This window comes from Marinobacter maritimus, from assembly GCF_007671675.1.
GTDB lineage: Bacteria > Pseudomonadota > Gammaproteobacteria > Pseudomonadales > Oleiphilaceae > Marinobacter > Marinobacter maritimus.
This window is the reverse complement of sequence record NZ_VCGW01000002.1, coordinates 577,911-600,838: the sequence shown is the minus strand read 5'-3', so window position 1 is coordinate 600,838 and position 22,928 is coordinate 577,911. Positions and strand designations below refer to the sequence as shown.

27 protein-coding genes are annotated in these 22,928 nt (G+C 56.3%); 18 read left to right on the top strand and 9 right to left on the bottom strand.

Going from position 1 to position 22,928, the window contains the following annotated elements:
• Positions 1-5: 5 nt before the first annotated feature.
• Positions 6-680: a peptide-methionine (S)-S-oxide reductase MsrA gene (gene msrA / locus FFI90_RS09870; RefSeq protein ID WP_144777848.1), complete on the bottom strand. Its 675-nt coding sequence runs from the start codon at positions 678-680 to the stop codon at positions 6-8.
• Positions 681-936: 256 nt separating this feature from the next.
• Here msrA and FFI90_RS09865 point away from each other — a divergent pair, with 256 nt between their 5' ends.
• Complete coding sequence (locus FFI90_RS09865) at positions 937-1,914, top strand: metallophosphoesterase (protein ID WP_144777847.1); 978 nt, start codon at positions 937-939, stop codon at positions 1,912-1,914.
• On the opposite strand, the gene FFI90_RS09860 is transcribed toward FFI90_RS09865, so the two are convergent.
• The 4 genes from FFI90_RS09860 to FFI90_RS09845 form a co-directional block, all read right to left on the bottom strand.
• Positions 1,908-2,390: a CDP-archaeol synthase gene (locus tag FFI90_RS09860; RefSeq protein ID WP_144777846.1), complete on the bottom strand. Its 483-nt coding sequence runs from the start codon at positions 2,388-2,390 to the stop codon at positions 1,908-1,910. The two genes, FFI90_RS09865 and FFI90_RS09860, sit on opposite strands and share 7 nt — an antisense overlap.
• 26 nt (positions 2,391-2,416) lie before the next feature.
• A complete protein-coding gene (locus FFI90_RS09855; RefSeq protein ID WP_246123473.1) occupies positions 2,417-3,820 on the bottom strand; it encodes a class II fumarate hydratase in 1,404 nt (467 codons plus the stop codon).
• A gap of 95 nt (positions 3,821-3,915) precedes the next feature.
• Positions 3,916-5,436 carry an acetaldehyde dehydrogenase ExaC gene (gene exaC / locus FFI90_RS09850; RefSeq protein ID WP_144777845.1) on the bottom strand — a complete coding sequence of 507 codons (1,521 nt, stop codon included), beginning with the start codon at positions 5,434-5,436 and terminating at the stop codon, positions 3,916-3,918.
• Between the two features lie 69 nt (positions 5,437-5,505).
• On the bottom strand, positions 5,506-6,921 hold the full coding sequence (locus FFI90_RS09845; RefSeq protein ID WP_246123472.1) for a WS/DGAT domain-containing protein: 1,416 nt from the start codon (positions 6,919-6,921) through the stop codon (positions 5,506-5,508).
• A gap of 330 nt (positions 6,922-7,251) precedes the next feature.
• On the opposite strand from FFI90_RS09845, the gene FFI90_RS09840 reads away from it, so the two are divergent.
• Positions 7,252-8,175, top strand: a complete 924-nt coding sequence (locus FFI90_RS09840; RefSeq protein ID WP_144777844.1) for an alpha/beta hydrolase — start codon at positions 7,252-7,254, stop codon at positions 8,173-8,175.
• An 88-nt stretch (positions 8,176-8,263) separates the two neighbouring features.
• Positions 8,264-9,013, top strand: coding sequence for a DUF8198 family protein (locus tag FFI90_RS09835; RefSeq protein ID WP_144777843.1), 750 nt, complete (start codon positions 8,264-8,266; stop codon positions 9,011-9,013).
• A gap of 32 nt (positions 9,014-9,045) precedes the next feature.
• On the opposite strand, the gene FFI90_RS09830 is transcribed toward FFI90_RS09835, so the two are convergent.
• Entirely contained in the window at positions 9,046-9,324 is a 279-nt protein-coding gene (locus FFI90_RS09830; RefSeq protein WP_144777842.1) for a polyhydroxyalkanoic acid system family protein, read from the bottom strand.
• Between the two features lie 126 nt (positions 9,325-9,450).
• On the opposite strand from FFI90_RS09830, the gene ubiE reads away from it, so the two are divergent.
• The 15 genes from ubiE (at position 9,451) to FFI90_RS09755 (ending at position 19,454) form a co-directional block, all read left to right on the top strand.
• Positions 9,451-10,233 carry a bifunctional demethylmenaquinone methyltransferase/2-methoxy-6-polyprenyl-1,4-benzoquinol methylase UbiE gene (ubiE, locus tag FFI90_RS09825; protein ID WP_144777841.1) on the top strand — a complete coding sequence of 261 codons (783 nt, stop codon included), beginning with the start codon at positions 9,451-9,453 and terminating at the stop codon, positions 10,231-10,233.
• Positions 10,233-10,874: a ubiquinone biosynthesis accessory factor UbiJ gene (locus FFI90_RS09820; RefSeq protein WP_144777840.1), complete on the top strand. Its 642-nt coding sequence runs from the start codon at positions 10,233-10,235 to the stop codon at positions 10,872-10,874. The genes ubiE and FFI90_RS09820 overlap by 1 nt, the downstream gene beginning before the upstream one ends.
• Positions 10,871-12,514, top strand: a complete 1,644-nt coding sequence (gene ubiB / locus FFI90_RS09815) for a ubiquinone biosynthesis regulatory protein kinase UbiB (RefSeq protein ID WP_144777839.1) — start codon at positions 10,871-10,873, stop codon at positions 12,512-12,514. Before FFI90_RS09820 ends, ubiB begins: the two co-directional genes overlap by 4 nt.
• 345 nt (positions 12,515-12,859) lie before the next feature.
• Complete coding sequence (locus tag FFI90_RS09810) at positions 12,860-13,105, top strand: type II toxin-antitoxin system CcdA family antitoxin (RefSeq protein ID WP_144777838.1); 246 nt, start codon at positions 12,860-12,862, stop codon at positions 13,103-13,105.
• On the top strand, positions 13,105-13,404 hold the full coding sequence (locus FFI90_RS09805; protein ID WP_144777837.1) for a CcdB family protein: 300 nt from the start codon (positions 13,105-13,107) through the stop codon (positions 13,402-13,404). The genes FFI90_RS09810 and FFI90_RS09805 overlap by 1 nt, the downstream gene beginning before the upstream one ends.
• Before the next feature lie 117 nt (positions 13,405-13,521).
• The gene (locus tag FFI90_RS09800; RefSeq protein WP_144777836.1) at positions 13,522-13,995 is read left to right on the top strand and encodes a hypothetical protein; all 474 of its coding nucleotides are present in this window, start codon (positions 13,522-13,524) and stop codon (positions 13,993-13,995) included.
• A gap of 114 nt (positions 13,996-14,109) precedes the next feature.
• Positions 14,110-15,396 carry a PQQ-dependent sugar dehydrogenase gene (locus FFI90_RS09795; protein ID WP_144777835.1) on the top strand — a complete coding sequence of 429 codons (1,287 nt, stop codon included), beginning with the start codon at positions 14,110-14,112 and terminating at the stop codon, positions 15,394-15,396.
• Positions 15,397-15,459: 63 nt separating this feature from the next.
• Entirely contained in the window at positions 15,460-15,771 is a 312-nt protein-coding gene (locus FFI90_RS09790; protein WP_144777834.1) for a c-type cytochrome, read from the top strand.
• A gap of 104 nt (positions 15,772-15,875) precedes the next feature.
• Positions 15,876-16,208, top strand: coding sequence for a YnfA family protein (locus tag FFI90_RS09785; protein ID WP_071265697.1), 333 nt, complete (start codon positions 15,876-15,878; stop codon positions 16,206-16,208).
• 215 nt (positions 16,209-16,423) lie between these two features.
• Complete coding sequence (hisI, locus tag FFI90_RS09780) at positions 16,424-16,840, top strand: phosphoribosyl-AMP cyclohydrolase (protein ID WP_144777833.1); 417 nt, start codon at positions 16,424-16,426, stop codon at positions 16,838-16,840.
• Between the two features lie 12 nt (positions 16,841-16,852).
• Positions 16,853-17,182 (top strand): phosphoribosyl-ATP diphosphatase, encoded by a 330-nt coding sequence (locus FFI90_RS09775; RefSeq protein WP_144777832.1) that lies wholly within the window; start codon positions 16,853-16,855, stop codon positions 17,180-17,182.
• Positions 17,183-17,273: 91 nt separating this feature from the next.
• Positions 17,274-17,507: a Sec-independent protein translocase subunit TatA gene (gene tatA / locus FFI90_RS09770; protein WP_144777831.1), complete on the top strand. Its 234-nt coding sequence runs from the start codon at positions 17,274-17,276 to the stop codon at positions 17,505-17,507.
• A gap of 11 nt (positions 17,508-17,518) precedes the next feature.
• Entirely contained in the window at positions 17,519-17,941 is a 423-nt protein-coding gene (tatB, locus tag FFI90_RS09765) for a Sec-independent protein translocase protein TatB (protein WP_144777830.1), read from the top strand.
• Positions 17,938-18,738: a twin-arginine translocase subunit TatC gene (tatC, locus tag FFI90_RS09760; RefSeq protein ID WP_144777829.1), complete on the top strand. Its 801-nt coding sequence runs from the start codon at positions 17,938-17,940 to the stop codon at positions 18,736-18,738. The genes tatB and tatC overlap by 4 nt, the downstream gene beginning before the upstream one ends.
• Positions 18,735-19,454 (top strand): 16S rRNA (uracil(1498)-N(3))-methyltransferase, encoded by a 720-nt coding sequence (locus tag FFI90_RS09755; RefSeq protein ID WP_144777828.1) that lies wholly within the window; start codon positions 18,735-18,737, stop codon positions 19,452-19,454. The genes tatC and FFI90_RS09755 overlap by 4 nt, the downstream gene beginning before the upstream one ends.
• 7 nt (positions 19,455-19,461) lie before the next feature.
• Here the strand turns inward: FFI90_RS09755 and FFI90_RS09750 are convergent, their stop codons facing one another.
• From FFI90_RS09750 to ubiH, 3 genes are read right to left on the bottom strand one after another with little or no spacing between them, the layout of a single operon-like run.
• Positions 19,462-20,382 (bottom strand): DUF808 domain-containing protein, encoded by a 921-nt coding sequence (locus FFI90_RS09750; RefSeq protein WP_144777827.1) that lies wholly within the window; start codon positions 20,380-20,382, stop codon positions 19,462-19,464.
• A gap of 29 nt (positions 20,383-20,411) precedes the next feature.
• On the bottom strand, positions 20,412-21,635 hold the full coding sequence (locus tag FFI90_RS09745) for an FAD-dependent monooxygenase (protein ID WP_144777826.1): 1,224 nt from the start codon (positions 21,633-21,635) through the stop codon (positions 20,412-20,414).
• Positions 21,628-22,926, bottom strand: a complete 1,299-nt coding sequence (gene ubiH / locus FFI90_RS09740) for a 2-octaprenyl-6-methoxyphenyl hydroxylase (RefSeq protein ID WP_144777825.1) — start codon at positions 22,924-22,926, stop codon at positions 21,628-21,630. The genes FFI90_RS09745 and ubiH overlap by 8 nt, the downstream gene beginning before the upstream one ends.
• Between the last annotated feature and the right edge of the window lie 2 nt (positions 22,927-22,928).

Sequence of the window (22,928 nt, the reverse complement as noted above, 5' to 3'; positions counted from 1 at the left end):
TCTCCTCAGGCCAGGTTTTCCCCGGAGTTGGAATCGACATTGGAATTGACGACAGTGTATTCCGGTTTGAGCCGGTCACTGAAGCCATCAATAAGTTTTTCCATTTTAGGCGCCGCCACTGCCATGATGTATGGCTGGTAAGGATTCCGGGCGGCGAAATTCTGATGATTCGCCTCGGCCGGGTAAAAGGCTTCCAGCGGCTCCAAAGTAGTTACTACAGACTCGGAATAGACTCCTGCCTCATCGAGTTGGCGAATATAAGATTCTACAACCCGTTTTTGCTCGGGGGTTTCGTAAAAAACGGCCGAGCGATATTGCGTACCCCGGTCATTACCTTGCCGGTTCAGCTGAGTCGGATCATGGGCAACCGAGAAAAACACCCGGAGTAGCTCACCAAAACTGACCCGGGCGGGGTCGTAGTGCACATCCACCACCTCCGCATGGCCGGTAGTGCCGGTGCACACGGCTCCGTAGTTAGCCGTTTCCTGCAATCCGCCAGCGTAGCCAGACTCCACGCGGTTTACGCCATCCATTGCCAGAAACACGGCCTCCACACACCAGAAACAACCACCCGCAAGCACGACTCTTTGCTCACCTTCTTCGGCTGGCAGATCCTGCTCGGGCTCCGGGAAGCGGCTACGGGCTACGTTCAAGCCGGGAATACTGCAAGATGATGGCATAAAGACCTCTACTACGGATGTGAATGTCTACTGGCTACAGATTGTGGCTGCTAACCCACCATTTTTCCAACTGGAACTGTGATGGTAGTCGGAGCGCACTCTGCCTCCTTGTTAGAAAACTGAAATGGAAAAAGTTCCCGGCCACCTGCAGGAACAATGTAGCAACCGGGTTGCATCCCTTCTGTTGCCTACCATAATGAGAAAGAATGTATTGAAAAACGATGCAATGACCCGATGCAAGATCAGAGGACGACCGATGACCTCACCGGCCAGAAAACCGGAACACCAGGATGAACTTCTGGAGTACCGCCTGAGCCTGAGGCTTGGGCCGGTTCATGCTCGCCAGCGGCTGGGCATTGAGCGCGAAGCCGAAACCAGAGTGTTTGGCCGGGATCGCGCCTCGTTTCATCTTGAAAACCTGACATCCGCACCCGGGTTTATCCGCTTCTGCCTCAGAATTTCGGGGCTTCTGGGTCGCGGGCAGGCTAATAGCCTGCGCTTGGACACGGTCCATAATCGCTTTCTTCTGCCAGACTTGCCCGCGAGCTTTGAGGGTTTCCGCATCCTCCACCTGACGGATCTCCATGTGGATATGGATGAGGCGAACCTGCAAGCAGTTATACGACAGATTTCTTCGCTGGATTACGACCTGTGTGTGCTCACCGGCGATTACCGCAAAGAGACCTGGGGGCCTACCGAGCCCGCCCTTGAGGGCATGGCACGGCTGCGAGACGCAATCCGGGGGCCGGCCTACGCTGTACTTGGTAACCACGACAGCGTGCGTATGGTGCCCGCTCTGGAAGACATGGGCTACGCTCTGCTGATGAATGAGATGGTGCCGATAGAGCGGAGCGGTGAACACCTGTATCTCGCTGGGGTTGATGATCCGCATTTCTACAAGGTTCACAATCTGCACCGCGCCGGCGATGACATTCCCCCGGGTGGTATCAGCCTTCTACTCAGCCACTCACCCGAAATCTGGCGGGAAGCCTCCCACGCCGGCTACGATATCTTCCTCTGCGGACACACCCATGGCGGCCAGATCTGCCTGCCCGGCCGCATTCCGCTCACACTGGACGCCGACTGCCCGCGCCATCTCGGCCGCGGCTATTGGCGAGCGAACGGCATGCAAGGTTACACCTCGCCCGGGGCAGGTACTTCAGTGGTTAACGTGCGGCTTAATTGCCCGCCGGAGGTGACTATTCATACCCTCACACGAGGCCCGTCTCAGTGAGGCTGGCGCCGGATCCCCAAACGATAAAGCAGAGGCGATATCCACATATTGGATAGCGTGAAGAGCACAACAATCAACAGCGCAGCCCAGGCTCCTATCAGCCCCCAGCCCATCGCCAATAACACAGGCAAAGCTGCCTCGGGCACCTGATCCAACCACGACATGCGCTCGCTGGGGGTGAGCCCCAACCGGCGCTTGATGAAACTGCTGAGCAGGTCTCCAATGAGTGCCAGCACACCGAACAGCAACCCGAACAGAAATCCCTGCCCAGCAGCCAAGGCAAACAGCGCACAGCACAGGGCACCGGAAACGATCCCCCTCCAGGTTTTGCTTTTGCCTAGCAGCGGGCGACCATCAAACCATGTCCGCCCGGCATCCACCGGTGCCGACCAGCGGTGCCGTAAAACCTTTGCGGCAACCACTGGCGCACCATTGGCCAGGACCAACATCACAAATAATTTCAGGGATATCAGCAATCGCCGCTACTCCTGATCCGTTTATTTCAGGTGCCCCCGCCTTGAGTCAGCTTGAGCGGATCCATCAGTTCCTCCAGCCGTTCCCGGCTGAGACCACTTCTCTCTTCTGCCACATCAATTACCGGTCTGCCGGTTTTATAGGCTTCCTTGGCAATGTCCGCTGCCAGGCTGTAGCCGATTTCCGGATTCAACGCTGTCACCAGCACAGGATTGCGGCCTACGCTGGCATCCAGCGTTTCTGTATTCACGGTAAAGCCCCGGATAGCCTTGTCTGCCAGTATGCCGGTTGCGTTTGCGAGCAGGTCGATCATATCCAGCAGGTTGCTGCCGATCAGCGGCAACATCACATTAAGCTGAAAGTTACCAGACTGCCCGGCAATGGCATTGGCGCTATCCAGGCCCATTACCTGCGCGCCTACCATGGCGACTGATTCGGGAACAACCGGATTTACCTTGCCCGGCATAATACTGCTGCCCGGCTGCAGTGCCGGCAGGCTGATTTCCGCGAGCCCATGAATCGGGCCACTGTTCATCCAGCGCAGATCATTGGCAATTTTGGTGAGCACAATCCCCAGGCCACGCAATTGCGCTGAGAGCGCAACCGGGCCATCCACCGAACTCAGCCCTACAAATTTGTGATCCATAGAACGGAACGAGTAACCGGTGTTTGCCTTCAGGAACTTCACAAACTGGCTGGAAAACTCAGGCAACGCATTCACGCCTGTGCCGACGGCAGTGCCGCCCTGGGGCACTGCCAGCAGTTCAGTTGCCGCCGCTTCAAGGCGTTTTTCAACCGCAAGAACTTGCTCCCGCCACGTGCGCAGTTCCTGGCCCAGGGTAATCGGCATGGCATCCATGAGGTGGGTGCGGCCGGTTTTCACCTGAGTGGAGAAGAGCGCTTCACGTTCGTAAATAACCCCACGCAGGTGCGTGAGCGCGGGAATAAGCCTCTCTGTCACACCAATGACTGAACTCACGTGGATGGCCGTAGGAATCACATCGTTGGAGCTCTGGCTCATGTTTACATGATCGTTTGGGTGCACCTCAACGCCGTTGTTAGCAGCAATGGCCGCAATCACCTCGTTCACATTCATGTTGGTGCTGGTACCAGAGCCCGTCTGGTAGCGATCAACCGGGAACTGATCGGAAAATTCTCCACGAATAAGCGCCCGACAAGCGTCCGTAATAGCGTCGCCGCGGCTGTTATCCAGGAGCCCCAGACTGGCATTGGCCTCTGCCGCCGCCTGTTTGACTCGGGCCACCGCCGAGATGAAAGCCGGCGGCATGGGCTGACCACTGACCGGAAAGTTATCAATCGCGCGCTGGGTCTGGGCTCCCCAAAGTGCGGCGGCGGGTACGTGGACATCGCCCAGACTGTCGGTTTCTACCCTGGTTTGAGCATCTATGCCCATGGCTCTGTTTTCGCTCATGGCTCCTCCTGTACTGTTTATGAGTCAGGATGGCTTACTACGCATCAAACGGTGCGACAGACCAGCCTTTCCTCAGGCCGCCTGTCGCAGCCAGGTCAGAAAAAACCTAGCGGGTTGATGTCATAGCTGGTCAGCATACACTTGGTCTGCTGATAGTGCTCCAGCGCCATCTTGTGGGTTTCACGGCCCACGCCGGATTTCTTGTAACCACCAAAGGCCGCGTGTGCCGGGTATGCGTGATAGCAGTTCATCCACACCCGGCCCGCCTGAATGTTACGGCCCACACGATAGGCACGATTGGTGTCGCGGGTCCATACACCGGCACCCAGCCCAAATTCCGTATCGTTGGCAATCGCCACCGCCTCTTCTTCGGTTTTGAACGTGGTCACACCTACAACCGGGCCAAAGATCTCCTCCTGGAATACCCGCATGGCGTTCTCACCCTTGAACAGGGTGGGCTGAACATAGAAGCCGTCTTTGAATTCGACATCCATTTCTTCCTTGCCGCCGCCGGTGAGAACAACAGCCCCTTCCTGTTTGCCAATCTCAAGGTAGGACATGATCTTGTCGTACTGCTCTTTGCTGGCCTGGGCACCCACCTGCACGTCGGTGTCCAGCGGATTGCCGCGTTTGATGGCCTTGGTGCGCTCAACAACCTTCTGCATGAATTCCTCAAACATGTCTTCCTGCACCAGAGCGCGGGATGGGCATGTGCATACTTCACCCTGGTTGAAGAACGCCAGAACCAGACCTTCGACACACTTGCTCACGAACTCCGGCTCCGCTCTCATAACGTCAGAGAAATAAATGTTGGGAGATTTACCGCCCAACTCAACCGTTGAAGGAATGATGTTTTCCGCCGCGCACTTGAGAATGTGCGAGCCCACGGGTGTAGAGCCCGTGAAGGCGATCTTGGCGATGCGCTTACTTGTCGCCAGAGCCTCGCCAGCCTCGATGCCGTAGCCGTTAACAATGTTGATGACGCCCGGTGGCAGCAGGTCACCAATGACCTCCATCAGCACCAGGATACTGGCAGGCGTTTGTTCTGCCGGCTTGAGCACGCTGCAGTTACCAGCCGCCAGGCAGGGGCCAAGTTTCCACGCAGCCATCAGTATCGGGAAGTTCCAGGGGATGATCTGTCCGACGACGCCAAGGGGTTCATGGAAGTGGTAAGCCACGGTGTTGTGATCAATTTCACCCATGTGCCCTTCCTGGGCCCGGATGCAGCCGGCAAAATAACGGAAGTGGTCTGCCGCCAGCGGAATGTCGGCGTTCAGGGTTTCGCGCACCGCTTTGCCGTTATCCCAGGTTTCTGCGACCGACAGCTTTTCAAGGTTGGCCTCAATGCGATCGGCAATTTTGAGCATGATGTTGGAGCGCTCTGCCGGAGACGTTCTGCCCCAGGCCGGTGCAGCCTTGTGCGCAGCATCAAGAGCCAGATCGACATCCTCAGCGGAGGAGCGCGGGATCTCGCAGATTACAGCACCGGTTACCGGGGTTATGTTTTCGAAATACTCGCCTTTAACCGGTGCAACCCACTCGCCGCCGATGTAGTTTCCGTAACGGGATTTGAAAGAAACGACGGAACCGTCTTTTCCAGGTTGTGCGTATATCATGGTCGTCACCTCTTGTTGGATTTGTAAATGACAACGCGGTCATTCGCGTTCACTCATTCACTGTAGACCTCAAACAACAATAGGTGAACCACCCGGGAGCTCTGACAACTCCTGCAGACAATCTTCCAGGAACGCCTCGGGGTCATCCAATACGGCTTCATCTGCCACTACACCAAACTGCACCTGCCCGGCATAACTGACAATGCTGACGCCCAGCCCTATATCACCGGCCTGAGGCACCCAGAACATCTGCTCCGCAATTCGGCAACCGGCGATATAGCGCGCCTCAGGTGTACCGGGCACGTTCGATACCACGGCACTGGCTTTGCGGTAAAAAACATCCGAAAGCGGCTGGCGCAGGGGTTCAGGAATGAGGGATGAACAGCACGCCAGGCCCCAGGCAATTCCGGGCTGCCAGCTCTTTTTCAGCCGACGGGTTTCCTGCTTGATTCGGTAGAGGCGCTCCAGAGCGCTCTCTCCGTCCACAGGCAAAGGTACAAACACCGTACCGAAGTAATTGCCGAGAGAATCCGGCTCGGGCTGCAGGTCATCCGGCAAACGGCTGCGGATATCAACAGGAACGGCCGCGTGCATTACCGCATCTTCCAGAGTCGCCCCGGAAATCCCGAGGCGCGGGCGAACCGCTGCCGCCACACAGCTAAGCAGAACGTCGTTGATGGTTACATTTGTTGCTTTGGCGATTGATCTGAACCGTTCAATAGGAACCGGCGCAGACCACCGGCAATGCCGCCGGCCCAGCAGTGGGCGCTTGAGATCAGACGGCGTATCCTCTGGCTCTGCCAGAAAATCACTGAATTCATTCACCAGTTTCAAGCCGTTGCGGGCCACTTGGTCCAGCAACCCGCCAGCCTGCTCACCCTCGCCTACCGGATTCCGGAGGTGCTTTTCAGTGTCCGTTTCCGGTGCAAAACCACTGGCAACCAACTGTTCAATCCGGCCTTTGGCCGCCGATATCCAGGGTGCCAGATCCCCGGTTTGCCGGGCTCCATAAACCGCTGGATGTTGCTGTGGTGAGGCGGGGCACAAACGGTCAAAAATACCCGTAAGGGATACGCCATCGGCATAGCAATGATGCACCCGCAACAGCAATACCGAGCCACCCTCGGCGTTCGGCGCAAGCCAGAATTTCCACAGCGGGCGGTAAAAAGGCAGGGGTTGGTTCAGACGAGCGGACACCCACTCCTGAAGGGAAGATTCCGTGAAGCGGTCGAGCACCACATCCAGGTGATGCCTGAGATCAAAAACCGGATCCGGCTCCCACCACCACGCTGGCGCACGCTTGACTGGCATGTACCGGAAGCGCTCCCACGCCATCCAGTAAACCCGTAAAAACTCCCTGAGCCGGGGCGCGGTGAGACCATCCACCCGCATCATGACGGTAATGGTCATAGGGTTCCGGGCGTTCTCCAGAGCCAGCCAGGCTGAATCCGCAGGAAGCATGAGGTGCGTTTGTTCTTGGCTCAATCCCGAACGTCCCCGGAAGTGGTGGAGTAAAAAACACAGTGCCCGGCATTGTGCCAGACATCCTCTAACGGCTCCACAAAGCCACGGGCAACGACATGTTACAAAAATTTACACGTTGACATCCCTTCACTTCTATACTGGTTATAAGGCTTGGTGTAATAGTTATTAAACGCCACGGCGAATACCGATTGGCCGCAGCAAAGCAGTAAATGCGTTGCCAGCGCCAATACCGATCGGGTCGAACAGGAGTACAACTGGGTTACCAGCACAACCAGGTCAAACGACCAAACACCAAAAACAAGTTATCGCCGTGCTGGGAGTGGAGGCAATATGAAAGCAAGCCATATACGCAAGCTGATCAAACCGATCGACCATGCCTATTCAGAAATGTTCTCAGGGCGGGTCTTTCGTGTTGGTGAAGGCGCAGTGTCTGTTCGCAATCACAGCGGCGAGGCAGAGCATACCGTTATAGGCGTACATGGCTTTCTGGAAAACCATTGCTACTTCACTCAAACCTACGACGCCCCAACCACAGAACTGATCCTGCTGACCTGCAGCAACTACCATATACCGGTAAACGGCGTAACACCGGAAACGCCGGAATGGGAAGTGCCAATCAAACACCTGGAAGGCACCATTGAATACGATGCCTGCATTCTGAACCAGGCGTTGACAAACTTGCCCAGCACCCGACATGTGCGCATTCACGGCCATTCACGGGGTGGCGCCGTGATTCTCGAGGCGATTAAACAACGGCCAGAACTCTACGAAGACGTAGAAGTAGTGCTTGAAGCGCCGGCACTGCCACAGGGCAAGATTCACCCGCTGGTGTCCGCCATTCTGGAGCCCGTCAGCCATGGCATGTGGCCGTGGGTGATCCGCCTGATTAACAGCGCACCCGCGTCTGCCTACGGGCAAACATTTTTTGGAAAAATGAACCCGCGCAAGAAACAGCTACTCGGCAAGCTGTTTTACGCAACCCGCGACCACCTGACCATTGTTCGCAATATAGAGAACATTCTCGACTGGATGGAACGCACCGATCCTGACGTATACCGGCATGTGCGTCATGGCACCTTCCTGATTGCCGGCGTAGACCGTATTCTGGATCGCCCGGCCATGCTTGCCAGCGCGCGCAGGAGCCCGACCAGCATGCGCATTATCGAGACCCAGGCACCAAGCCACTTCGTTACGCTCGACAGCAAGGAATGGCTGCCCGACTTTGAATCCCTGCCTGTTGCCGCACACGGCTGAAGCCCAGGGTTACTGCACCCACGCTTATCCTCCGGTAAACTACCCAGCTAAATTCAAATCCCTACACAGATCTACCGGAGCTGGTCCCATGTATCGTGAGCGCCTTGTTGGCACGGAAGTGCGCTCAAAAAGCGCCCGCCGCTTGCAGCAGCTGTTACTGGACTACCACGACTTCAGGCATTACAGAGCGGACCACAGGCTGCTCGACAGCGCACTCAGCGTGGCAGACTGGCAGGCCAGGCGACTGAAACAGACCCACCAGGACCTGTACCAGCACCCCGGCTATCGGGATGGGTTGGAATTCCTGCTCACCGATCTTTATGCCCCCGCCAACATGACCCGGCGCGACGACAACATAGACAGGGTCTTCCCGAAGATGGTCAAGTGGCTGCCAGACCATCTGCTGGAAACACTTGCCGGGCTCGTGGAGCTGAACCTGATTACCCAGCAACTGGATCTTGAGCTGGCTGAACTGCTTGATGAGTGCGGCATGCATGCCAGAGTGATCACCGCTGAGCACTACTGTGAGGTGTATCGCGCCAGCCAGAAACTGGAACAACGCAAACATCAGGTGATGCTGGTTGCTGATGTGGGGCAGCAGCTCGACCGTTATGTGCGCAACCGCACCCTGGGTTGGCTGCTATCAATGAGCCGTACACCCGCAGAAATGGCTGACCTGAGCGATCTGCACGATTTTCTTCACAGAGGGTATTCGGCGTTTCGCAGGATGGACAAGGTGAACGTGCTGATCGACCGGCTGGTAACCCGGGAGCAGCGGGTTATGGCCAACATTCTCAGCGGTCACCCGGAACCGTTTGTGCTCCCGGACGACCTTTAAAAACGGGTTCCCGCTTCTTTTTGAAAGCAGGATCAGGCCTTCAGAATCTGGTCCAGCTGACTGTGAATCTCTTGCTCAATCCGCGATTTGAAAGGCCGCAACAGCATACCCAGCTCCAGATGCACGTTGAGGTCGTCGCTGGTAATCTTGAGGTGGCCTTTTACCCCGGAACGTTTGAACTTGAGATGATCACCCTCCCACTGGTAATCGAGCTCGAACTTGCTGGAGAGATCCTTGGCAAGCGCTTCTGCCGCTTCGCGGGCATGTTCTTTATCAAGGGTGTGGGCGCGATGTACATCGATTACGGACATGAGTCAGTTTTCTCTTCAAAATTGAAAGGTTTTACAGTGTAAGGCGGTATTTAACGTCTAGCCACCCTTGTAGCAACCCCGCCAAGCGTTAGAATACGGGGTTCAGATTCTGACAGGACATGCCCCATGAGCGATCAACAAACGCCAGCCAGTTCCGGCAACGGCCAGGACGACGTCACACATTTCGGTTTCCGGGATGTACCCAAGAGCCAGAAGGCAGGCCAGGTCGCCGAAGTTTTTCATAGCGTAGCGGGCAAATATGACCTCATGAACGATCTGATGTCCATGGGGATCCACCGGTTGTGGAAGCGCTTCACCATTGAGCTTTCCGGCGTGCGCCCCGGCCATCAGGTGCTGGACATCGCTGGCGGCACCGGCGACCTGACCATGAAATTTTCGGACCTGGTTGGGCGTGACGGCAAAGTGGTTCTTGCCGACATCAACGCCTCCATGCTGCAGGTTGGCCGTAGCCGCCTGACCGATCGTGGTTATGCCGGCAACATTGAATACGTGCAAGCCGATGCCGAACACCTGCCTTTTCCGGATAACAACTTCAACGCAGTATCCATTGCCTTTGGCTTGCGTAACGTGACCGACAAGGATCAGGCACTGCGGGATATGACCCGCGTATTGAAACCCGGCGGCAAACTGATGGTGCTGGAGTTTTCCAAGCCCTCCAACCCGCTGCTCAGCAAAGCCTACGACACCTACTCCTTCACTGCTCTGCCGCTGATTGGCCAGCTCATCGCCGGCGACAGTGAGAGTTACAAGTACCTGGCCGAATCCATCCGTATGCACCCGGATCAGGATACGCTCAAAGGCATGATGGAAAACGCGGGCCTGGTGAACTGCAAGTACTACAACATGACCGGCGGCATTGTTGCCCTGCACGTGGGAATCAAACCCTGATGTTTCCTGGCCCGACCCTGCTTACGGCAATAACAGCCATAATCGAGCGGGCACTGAACCACGCGCTTGAACTGGATCCTGCTGGCCAGCAAGCGCTGCTGAAGGCGCTTGAGGGGCCGGTACAGTTCCGCATTACCGATCCAATCTCCCTTACCTGCTCTTTACACAGGGTTGGCGACAGTGTGCAGGTACGCAGCCAGCCCGCAGATCACCCATCACTTGAAATCAGCGGCAAACCGTTGGCCTTCGCTGCACTGGCTACGGGCGACAGCCGCGTGTTCGCAGACAACCGCCTCGAAGTCGTTGGCGATACCACCCTCGCACACCAGTTCCAAAGAGCGCTGGACCAGCTCAACCCGGACTGGGAAGCTGCCATGGCAAGGCACATTGGCGACGTACCCGCCCACTTTATCGGCAAGCGCATTCGCAACTCAGTGAGCTGGAGCCGCCAGGCTTTCAGCACCCTGAACGCCAACATCGAAGAATACGTGCATGAAGAAAGCCGTGCCCTACCCGGCCGACGCGAACTGGAAGCCACGTTCGAGGATATCGATGCCCTCAGCCTGCGCACAGAACGCCTGGAAGCACGCTTGAACCAGATCGAAAGCCGCAGCAATACTGACAAACCGGAGACTCCGTGACCCGCCTGCAAAGAATGTTCCGAATCTCCTGGGTATTCTGCCGCTACCGGCTCGACATATTTCTCCCAATAGCGGAGCTTCCCGGGCCATTGAAGCTATTTTTCCTGCTGGCACCCTGGCACCTTTTCCCACAGCCCAAGCTTGATCGTGGTGATCGCCTGCGCCTGGCTCTGGAAGAGCTCGGGCCGGTGTTTGTGAAGTTTGGCCAGATTCTGTCTACGCGCCGTGACTTGCTGCCCGACGACATGGCCGATTCGCTCAAAACCCTGCAGGATCGCGTACCACCGTTCCCCAGCGATGTCGCACGCAACATTATTGAAAAATCCCTTGGCGCGCCGGTATCCGAATTGTTCAAAGAGTTCAGTGCAGACCCCTTGGCTTCAGCCTCTGTGGCACAGGTCCATGCCGCGACTCTGCTGAACGGCCAGGAAGTAGTGGTCAAGGTGCTGCGCCCTGGCATCGAGAAAGTGATCCACCAGGATCTTGCCCTGATGTACCTGATGGCAAACCTGCTCGAGAAATACTGGACGGAAGGCAAACGCCTGCATCCCGTAGACGTGGTGGCAGACTACGATTCCACCATTCACGACGAGCTGGACCTGCAGCGGGAAGCCGCCAATGCCAGCCAGCTGCGCCGTAATTTCGACAATTCCCCGCTGATTTATATCCCCTTCATCGACTGGGATTACACACGCAAATCCGTGATGGTGATGGAGCGCATCCACGGCATTCCCATTGCCGATGTTCCGGCCCTGAAAGCGGCGGGCGTGAACCTGAAGGTGCTGGCGGAAAAAGGCGTTGAAATCTTCTTTACCCAGGTATTCCGCGACAGCTTCTTCCACGCAGACATGCATCCGGGCAACATTTTTGTCGACGTTTCCAATCCCGCCGATCCGAAATACATCGCCATTGATTTCGGCATTGTCGGCACTCTGGCGCCGGACGACCAAAGCTACCTTGCACGCAACCTGCTCGCCTTCTTCCGCCGGGACTACCGGCAAGTAGCCCAACTCCACATTCAGTCCGGCTGGGTGCCGCCAGATACCCGGGTGAATGAATTTGAAGCCGCCATCCGAACGGTATGCGAGCCGATTTTTGAAAAGCCCCTGAAAGACATTTCCTTTGGCCACTTCCTGCTTCGCCTGTTCCAGACGGCTCGCCGGTTCAACATGGAAGTGCAGCCGCAGCTGGTTTTACTGCAAAAAACCCTGCTTAACGTGGAAGGCCTGGGGCGCCAGCTTTACCCGGAGCTCGACCTGTGGAGCACCGCACAACCCTTCCTGGAAAGCTGGATGCGCAAGCGAATCGGGCCGGCGGGGCTGATCAAATCCTTGCAAACCCACCTGCCCTCATGGCTGGAACAATCTCCTGAAATGCCACAACTGATTCACGATGCCCTGCTGCAGCTGCGCGGCGCCGGCCCCACAGAGAAACAGAACCAGGACACCCTGGCACTGCTTCGGGAGCAACAACGCAGAACCGACCGACGCTGGCGCCGCGGGATTACCATCGTGGCACTGATTGCTGCAGCCGTTATAGGCACCCAGCCAGAAGCTCATGAATGGGCAAAGAATGCTCCACTGTGGACTTGGGCACTGCTTGCGGGTGCAGGAGTGCTGGTTATGCGTGGCAGCCACTGAAATACACATTGATGCTGCAGTAACTCGCAAAAATACTTGTGCGAACCTCGGCGCCTGGCCGAGGTTCCTAGCCCCTCACAATTTTGGCTCCCGGCCTGACGCTGTTTTTCGACTGTGTTATTGCGAGCATGGATCGCAGAGGCCAAACGGTTGCATGGCAGTGGCAACTGAGGTGGGCGGGTAATCCCCCCATCTGCGCTAAGGGGTTGGCACCGGTGATAGCGACGCTAAGCCACTGACCCGGAAATTCTCTTACGCCAGCACCAAAGCTTGCCATCGCGCAGGGTTGATGGGCAAAGAATATGCGCATAATATTGGTGTGTCATTTCTTCCGAGGACTGAACCATGCAAGCTTCTGAAGCCACCAAATCCATACGAAAGCCAACAAACCTATCGCTGGACAGCGCCCTTCTCAAAGAGGCAAAAGTTTTGGGAATTAATGTCTCGCGGTCAGCAGAAGCTGGGATCGCGGAGGCTGTGAAACTTCATAAGCAGGCGAACTGGCTGAAAGATAATGCCAAAGCCCTCGCAAGCTCGAACGCATACGTCGAGGCTAACGGCTTGCCTCTCACAAAGCATCGCCAACTCTGATGGCTCGTTTCGATGTCTTTGAAAATAACGGTGGGGCTGGCTTTCTACTGGACGTTCAGTCAGACCTTCTCAGTGGTTTGAACACCCGAGTTGTCGTGCCACTGTTGCCCAAAGCCTCGGCACCGTCCCCTGCTCAGAGGCTGAATCCTGTATTTAGCATTGAGGGTCAAGAGGTAGTCATGGCTACTCAGTACATGGCTGCTGTGTCCGAAGGTGAATTGCGTTCTGGCGTTGGTAGCCTTGCTGAACAACAGGATGAAATTTCCGTAGCGTTGGACATGCTGTTTTCAGGTTTTTGATACAAGGCCCTCTTTAAATTGGACATGCGGTACTGAGACTATGAGATGTATCCCGGTTCGGAGTCTAGTTAACAAGCCGCGTGAACCGGGCGCTAAAACTTTCTAGAAGGAGGCATCATGCCAAGGATGACATTACCTAGCCTGTTCGTTCTATCCACACTCCCTGGTTTCGTACTTGCCGGGCCGCCAACCGCAGATGATTATTTGGCGAGCAAACCATTGCTTCTGGAAGTCCGGTACTGCGAGTGCCAGGCCACTAAACCAGATAGCCCTCCATCAGATCTGTTGCCAGATTTTCTCAAAAATTCAAACCTTTTGCAGGCTTCCGTTTCCGGCAAAGATGAGGGTTTCCTTTCGTCCCAGGAGTTTTCCATGGGCTATGAGTTAAGGCCTGTCGAAGACTCGCCCGGAACATTTAATTTCAACTACGCTGGAGAGTATGTAGCAAGTAGCGGTGACAATTCCGGCTACGGGAATCTGGCGTTGAAGGAGGGCCAATGGGTTACTCTTTTTGGCTCACATCACGAAAATGAAACTGGCTCGCAACATACCGGTGTCGCGGCAAGGTTGGTCAAGATGGGTGGCTCCTGATCGTAAGTTTTGACAGTGCGCGCTGACTAAAAATTGACCATTCTCAATGTAGATCTACACTCATCTCATGGCGTAACAAAATGTAACGACAACAACAATCAAGGGGCAACCATCATGAGTCATAAATCATCCCTTCGTTCACTCAGCGTGGCGGCTGCCTCGGCCGTTTTGGTGAGTTTGCCGCTGGCCCTGCAGGCTAAAGCGCCTGAGGTAAGCCAAGATGTGTATTTGGACGGACTGGAAAGCCCGTGGGATCTGGCCTTTATGCCCGACGGCACCATGTTCTTCACTGAAAAGTGCAAGGGCCTCTCAGTTCAGTTGCCCGATGGCACGGTGAATAACCTGTTGGGTATGAGCGGTTCCGAAGGCTATGCCATGACCACTGACGATCTGTTCTGCTCCGGCCAGGCCGGCATGAACGGCGTTACGCTGGACCCAGATTTTGCGGATAACCACACCATCTACGTCTATTCCGCTTATCGCGTAGGCGACAACCCCGCTTCCAATCGGGTGTTACGACTGAAGGTGGGCGGTGACCTGGCCACCGTGTCTGATCGCACCGACATAGTGAAAGACATCCCCTACAAACAGGCGCCCACGGATCATCCGTTCGGTGACTCCGGCGCCCACAACGGGGGTCGCATTCGCTTCAGCCCGGATGATGGCTTCCTTTACGTTACAACGGGCGACAACCACAACAGTAGCCTGCCGCAATTCGGGGACAACCTGGGCGCCAAGGTCTTGCGCATTGACGGCAATGGCGACGCGGCCCCCGGCAATGCCGATGCCACACCGGAGGGTTTCGACCCGCGCATATTCACCTACGGTCACCGCAACGTTCAGGGCATCGCATTTCACCCGGAAAGCCACCAGCCGATCGTCACCGAACACGGTCCCTGGCATTCTGATGAAGTAAACGCCTTGGTGCCGGGTGGCAACAGCGGTTGGGACCCGCGCCCAAACATGGCAGGCCGGGGAGATTGCCCGGATGATTACTGCGGTTACCAGCCGAACCAAAACGAGGGAATGGACCCCGAGGAGCGCTCGGCCTACATGCCCATGACCGACCTTGAAACGTATCCGGATGCCATGAAGCCGCTGTGGAATAACAACGGCTACTCCCAGGGCATAAGCAGTGCTGCCTTTCTGGACGGTGAGCAGTGGGGTGACTGGAACGGCCGCTTGGTAGTCAGCTTTATGGGGATCGGTTTTGGTGGTACACCGGTAGGCCAGCGTATCAACGTGATTGATCTGGGGGCCGATGGGCCAACCGTTCAGGACATCACCGAAATGCCGGTACCGGCGGGTTCTGCCCGTTTCCGCGGCCTGGTGATGGGGCCGGATGGCGCGCTCTATGTTACCGTTGATGAAGGCCAGGTTCACCGGTTTACTGTTGAGTGATTATCTGACTGACTGCACTTCCCTCGGGCAGTGCAGTACCCACCAGAAGTAGAAGGACACTTTATGAAGCGAACAATGCTGTTTGCGTTGGCTTGTGCTATAGGTCTGGCCCAGGCCCAAGCGGCAGATACGGCAGCAGGCAAGAGCCTATACGCCAGCAACTGCGCTCAGTGCCACGGGCCGACCGCCAAGGGTATGGCCAGCTTTCCTGCTTTGGCTGGAAAAGATGCAGACTACCTCCAGTCTCGGCTGGAAACCTATCGCGCGGGCGAGAAAGTCGGGGCGAACTCCAGCCTGATGATTCCCAATGCGCGGAACCTGAGCGACGACGACATAGCTAACCTTTCGGCTTTCCTCTCCAACAACGCCCAGTAGTTCCTGCCTTGTTACAACCGCCACCCCTGTGTTCCGGTTCACCGGATGCGCGCAGGGATGGCTTGTCTATTTTTTCAAAGGTTACTACCAAGGGGTCAGTTTTGTTGCCTGAGTTGAAAACGGTTGGGCTTTTCCTTGTTACAGCGTTGGCGGAAATTGTTGGCTGTTATTTGCCGTACCTCTGGCTTCGCGAGGGCAAAACTATATGGCTTTTGGTGCCGGGCGCGCTGAGTCTTATGGCATTTGCCTGGCTACTGTCACTGCACCCCACCGCTGCTGGCAGGGTCTATGCTGCGTATGGTGGCGTTTATATTTTTACGGCAATACTTTGGCTGTGGGCCGTTGATGGCGTGAGGCCAACGGCATGGGATTTGGTTGGTTCAGGTGTTGCGCTAGTGGGTATGGCTATCATCATGTTCGGGCCGCGAACCACATAACATTGGTTAACTCACGCGTTAGACCTTGGAGTAATGTCCAGATGCTGACATCCACCGAACTGCACTCCTGCGTTTGAACCAAGAGAAGCTGTTGTTAATCACGAAGGCATTGACGGCCGGTTCTGGTAGCATTGCGCATACAAACAGGAAGCCTTCACAATTCCAGGTTTCAAGCACTACAGGCGGCTTCGCTTCAGAGCTCAGGATTCATAAAAATGAAAGATTTGCCCGATACTGTAAACAACTCAGACTGGCTTGAAGCCATTCGCTGGACGACAGACGGCCTGGTTCCGGCAATCGCCCAGGATGCGGCCACCGGCGACATCCTGATGATGGCATGGATGAACCGGGAATCACTTCGCCTCACGGCTGAAGAGGGTCAGGCCGTGTACTGGTCGCGATCACGAGGTAAACTCTGGCGCAAAGGTGAGACGTCGGGGCATCAGCAGGTTGTTAGGGATATTCGCCTGGACTGTGATGAAGATGTGATCTTGCTGAAGGTCGAGCAAAAAGGCGGCATTGCCTGTCATACGGGCCGGCGCAGCTGTTTTTACCGCTCCCTGAAGGACAACCGATGGGAGAGCGTTGAGCCCGTTATTAAAGACCCTGATGCCATCTATGGCAGCAATTGAGGAGTGTGTGCGTTGAGTGATGTCCTGGAAAACCTGGCTCGGGTTCTGGAAGCCCGCAAAGCAGCCGACCCCGAAAAATCCTACGTCGCCAGTCTCCATGCCAAAGGCCTGAACAAGATATTGGAAAAAGTCGGCGAAGAGTGCACAGAGACATTGCTGGCCGCCAAGGATGCCGAACACTCTGGAGACACCCGTGCGGTAATCAGCGAAACTGCGGATCTCTGGTTTCACAGCATGGTGATGCTTTCCAGCCTGGGCCTGTCCCCGAAGGATATTCTGGACGAGCTGAACAGCCGGTTTGACCTGTCCGGCCTGGAAGAGAAAGCGTCCCGAGACCAGTAAGGCAGCAATACCTCTTTGGAGGGTTTCCGCCAACAGCCTCCGGTAACGTACAATACCAACGAACAGAAACATTTAAACGAGGACCCCCGAAATGGGTATCAGTATCTGGCAACTTCTTATTGTACTGGGCATCGTCATTCTGCTGTTCGGAACCAAAAAACTGCGCAACATTGGTACCGACCTGGGCGGAGCCATTCGCGGCTTCAAAAAGTCCATGAGTGACGAAGACACCAAATCGGAAGACCCGGACTCTCTGGAAGGCCAGGCCGACGAGCAAACCCGTCAGGCGGCTGACGAGAAGCCCAGGGACAAAACCAAAAGCTGAGACCAGACAGAATGTTTGATATCGGCTTTCTTGAGCTGCTGATCTGCGGCGTTATTGCTCTGTTGGTGCTTGGTCCCGAACGGCTACCCACCGCTGCCCGCGCGGCCGGGCGGTGGGTTGGTGGTGCCCGGCGCATGGTCAGCCAGTTTACCTCAGAGCTCGACCGGCAGCTGAAAGCCGATGAGCTCAGAAAGGAACTTCGCGACGCGGGTGATGTTGGCCTGGATGACGTTCAGAAAACCGTGCGTGGCGCTTTGGACGAAGCCAAGAAGTACGAACACATGATCATGTCGGACAAACCCGCGAGCAAACCGACAACAGACAAACAGGCTATGACTTTCGATAGCCCGAAAAGTGAGACAAAAACAGACTCCGGTGAGAACCCATTGGCTCAGCCAGACGTCGCGCAAAAACCCTCGGACAAGTCTTCATGAATGCAAAAACGGAGGGTAAAGGCCCGGACTACAAGGACACTTCGGCCGGCCACCCGGAAATGCCTCTGGTTGAACATTTGCTGGAACTTCGCAACCGCTTGCTGAAAATGGTTCTGGCTGTGGTGATCTGTTTTGCGGCCATTTACCCCTTTGCCAACGAACTGTATCTATGGCTGTCTGAGCCTATCCGATCACTACTGCCGATCGGGCAAACAATGATCGCAACGGACATCACCTCGCCGTTTTTTGCGCCTCTTAAACTGGCGCTGTTTTTGTCAGTTTTTGCAGCTATTCCGATCATTCTTTACCAGCTCTGGAGCTTTGTTGCACCGGGGCTCTATGCCCATGAAAAACGCCTGGCGTTTCCGCTGCTGTTTACCTCCGTCATCCTGTTCTATCTGGGCGCTGCGTTTGCGTATTACGTGGTATTCCCTCTGGTGTTTGGCTTTTTCACGGCCATAGGCCCCGAAGGTATTGTTGAACTGCCAGACATCAGCAGCTACCTGAACTTCGTGTTGAAGATGTTTTTCGCCTTCGGGATCGCCTTCGAGATCCCCATTGCCACCATTCTGCTAATCCTCAGCGGCGCAACAACACCGGCAGATCTGGCGGCGAAACGGCCATACGTGGTGGTGGGGTGCTTCGTGATCGGCATGATGCTGACACCGCCAGACATCATCTCCCAGACACTTCTGGCTGTGCCCATGTGGATTCTGTTCGAGCTCGGCATTTTATTTGGCCGTCTGGCCGTGCGTGAAGTATCGGAGCCGGATGCCGACGAGCCATCCTCTGAATGAACCTGGCCTTACTGTTTAATGAGGACTTTGTTGCGCCCGACCGCGTGGTGCTGCGGGGCCGCCGGCTTGAACACATCCGGTCTGTACTCGGCGCATCCACAGGAGATCAGCTTCCAGTTGGCCGAGTAAACGGCCTGATGGGGCTTGGAGAAGTGATAAAGCTTACGGATTCTGAAGCTGAATTGGTTGTTGTGCTTGATCAGCAACCACCGCCCCTCCTACCCCTTACGCTTATCCTGGCCATGCCCCGGCCCAAAATGTTCCGCCGTATTCTGCAAACCAGCGCGACACTGGGTATCAAGGACATTTGGCTGATCAACAGCTACAAGGTGGAAAAGAGCTTCTGGCAGACGCCTTGGCTGTCGGATCAAAACCTGAGGGAGAACCTGACCCTCGGGCTTGAGCAGGCAAAAGATACGATCATGCCTAGTGTGCACATTCGCAAGCTGTTCAAACCCTTCGTGGAAGATGAGCTGCCCGCCCTGCTGAACGGCAAACAAGCCCTGGTAGCACACCCGGGCACTGCTATGCCCTGCCCCACGCACCTGAACACGCCCTCTGCGCTGTGCATAGGGCCGGAGGGTGGCTTCACTCCTTACGAAGTGGGTAAGCTGGAAGAAGCTGGATGCCAGAGCGTTCATCTGGGGCCACGCATTCTGCGGGTGGAAACGGCCGTGCCCGTTCTCGTCAGCCGGCTATTTGACGCCTGCCTGTAATGTAAATTCAGGAAGCGTTTGACCTCGCTTCCCAAATCCGCAGTACAGGCGTAAGCACCGCCACCAGCAACGCACCCGACAGCAGGCCGAACAAGCCATTGGCCAGCATAGGAATCAGTGTTGCCGAGAGGCCACCAAAATCCGCAGCAAAGTGTTCGATAGCTTCATAAACCGGCGGGATACCGTGCACAAGGATGCCACCGCCCACCAGGAACATGGCAAGAGTGCCAAATATGGATAAGGTTTTCATAAGATAGGGGGCAAGCCAGAGAATGCCATTGCCTAACCGTTGAGCCAGCGCACTGTCTTTCTGGCTCAGGTAGAGGCCTACGTCATCCAGCTTCACGATACCTGCCACCAGGCCGTAGACAAATACCGTAACCCCCACTGCCACCACCGAGAGCACCGCAAACTGCATCCCGATGCTCGCCGCCGCAACCACTCCGAGAGTGATGGCTATAATCTCTGCGGACAGAATGAAGTCTGTTCGGATAGCGCCTTTTATCTTTCGCTTTTCCAGGACTTTCAGATCCACATCAGGCTGCTTCAGAGCCTCGCGCAGCTGCTTTTTGTTCTTTTCATTTTCCTCTGCATGCAGAAATTTATGTGCCAGTTTTTCTGCCCCTTCAAAGCACAGGAAGGCACCGCCGAGCATTAATAACGGCGTAACCAGCCAGGGCACAAAAAAACTGATCGCGACGGCGGCCGGCACAAGAATTACCTTGTTCACCATCGAGCCTTTGGCAACTGCCCAGACGACAGGCAACTCCCGGGCCGGCTTTACACCGGTTACCTGTTGCGCGTTCAGGGCGAGGTCGTCCCCGAGAACACCGGCTGTTTTCTTGGTTGCGGCTTTGGTCATCAGGGAAACATCATCGAGCAGTGTCGCAATGTCGTCGATGAGCATGAGCAGACTGGTTCCTGCCATCAGTGCAGATCCTTTATTGTGGTAGCCGTTTAAAGAATAAGGCCCATGGCCTCAGCGGCAATCCGGTTTTTAACCGGGCCAAGCCCGTCAAGCCAACGCATGCCGGTATTTCTCAGCCATCTCAGCGGCAGCTCATCACGCCCAAACAATTGTTTGAAACCTTCCATGGCAGCCATCATAGCCAAATTCTCGCCCTTGCGACGGCGCTGATAGCGCGCCAGCACCAATTCGTGAGCGGGGCTCAAACCGGTGCCTTTTGCTTTCGCCAACTCCTCCAGCATAACCCGGACATCGCCGTACCCGAGGTTAGCGCCCTGGCCCGCAAGCGGGTGAATGGTATGAGCGGCATCACCCACCAGCGCAAAACCGGGAGCAATATAATCTTTGGCATGGCGCTGCCTGAGCGGGAAGGCAAAACGCTGGGACACGGCTTCAACGGCGCCGAGTTCTCGTTCGATCGCCCGTTCCAGTTCAGCCGCATAGGTTGCATCATCCAGAGCCATCAGGCGGCGAGCTTCTTCGGTATCCTGCGACCAAACGATGGAGCAGAAGTGCTCATCACCGCTTTCCGTTGCCAGCGGCAAAAACGCCAGCGGTCCGGTTTGAGAAAACCGCTGCCAGGCGGTGTATCGGTGACTTTGGGCCGTGCGCACGGTGCACACAATCGCTTGCTGATCGTAATCCCATTCACGGGTAGGCAATCCTGCCCATTGCCGCAACCGGGAGTTGGCGCCATCCGCCGCGATCACAAGGCAGGCCATCAGTGTGCGGCCATCCGCAAGCTCAATACTGCGATGGTCACCAGCCTGCGCACAGCTAGTAACCTGCACACTATCAATCAGCTCAACATCGCTGGTTTCAACAACCTCGAACAAGGCCCGGACCAGGCTGCGGTTTTCAACAATCGTACCCAAGGCGCGGGCCTGCAATTCGGCCGCATCAAAATGGATACGCCCGGTGCCGTCTCCGTCCCACACGGTCATACCCTGATAGGGACAATGGCGACCGGCCACGACACCCTGCCAGGCACCCAGGGATTCCAGCAACTGCTGGCTTGCTACGGAGATGGCGCTGACACGGGGCTCAAAATCCGCCACACGCTCAACAGGAGATGGAGCCTGCAGCAGAGTGTCGCGGTCTCCGCCTTCGATCAATCCAACCTGCCAACCCTGACGGGACAGGCCAAGAGCGAGAGCTGTGCCGGTCATGCCACCGCCGACCACGAGAATATCGAACACTCTGGCATCACTCATGTTCTGAGGTCTCGAGCTGATCGCGAATTGGCTTTTCATTGAATCCAGGCTTGTTGATGACGGCACGGCGCCCGCCGGTGCCCATAGCGTTGCGCGCAAACAGGCGTTTGGCTCCGGGCAGAAGATCCAGGCCAATCAGCCCTGCGTCCCTTGCTGCCGCCACTGGTGCCGGGGATTGGCCAAAGATACGGATCAGTGAATCCGAAAACTGCACGGTCTGCCGCCAATCCGGTCGATGCAACTCGTGATAACGGCGCAAAATCTGAAAGTCACCCGCTGGCTGGCCTTGCTCAGCCGCCAACCGGAACTGCTCTACCAACGTCATCAAGCCCCGCAGTGCGAGATTGAAGCCCTGTCCGGCAACCGGGTGCAAGGCGTGTGCAGCATTGCCTACAAGCGCGACACCCGGCCTTACTGGCTCATCGACTGTGGTCAGCGTCAGGGGATAATAGTTGCACTCGCCTATCCGGGTGAACCGCCCCAGCCGCCAGCCAAAGCGCTCCTGAAGCCGCTGGCATTTATCGCTATCTGGCATGGCCAGAACCGCTTCGAGCTCCTGGTCGCTCAACGTCCACACCAGTGCGGATTGATGCCCTGCCCGGGAGGGTGAGCCGTGTGGCAACATCGCCATGGGGCCAGCGTCGGTGAAACGTTCGAATGCAGCGAACTGATGACTGTCGCTGGTGGACACGTTGGCAATCAGCGCATTCTGGCCATAGTTGTGATGGCTTGGCTGGAAGCCGAGTTTTTCTCTCAACCCGGAACGGCCACCGTCTGCGACAATCAGGCATTGCGCCGTTACAGTGCGGACCGCATCGCCGGTCTTCAGGGTAACACCCACGCCCTGTTCGGACGGCGTCATGTCCGTGACTTCAGCGGGCGCCTGCCACTGGATGTTTGTTTCGAGCAACTCCCGCATCAGGCAAAGGCCCATCCAGCGGTTATCCACCACATAGCCCAAGGCTTGCTGTTCATACTCTTTGGCATTCAGGCGAGTGGCACCGAAACGCCCCCGATCAGACACATGAATGTGCTGAATGGGCGTCGCATGTTCCGATATCCGCTGCCAAAGCCCGAGCTCTTCAAAAATCAGTCGCGAGCCCCAGGCTAACGCAGTGGACCGTGCATCATAACTGGGCTGATAGGCATCCGGCAGGGCATCCGCAGACAGTGGAAATGCCTCAGCCACGGTTACCCTCAACGCAGGAGCAGCCTTGGCAAGCGCCAGTGCCAACGTAGCACCCGCCAGCCCTCCGCCGGCAATGATCACATCGGTATCGGAGTGTTTCACAG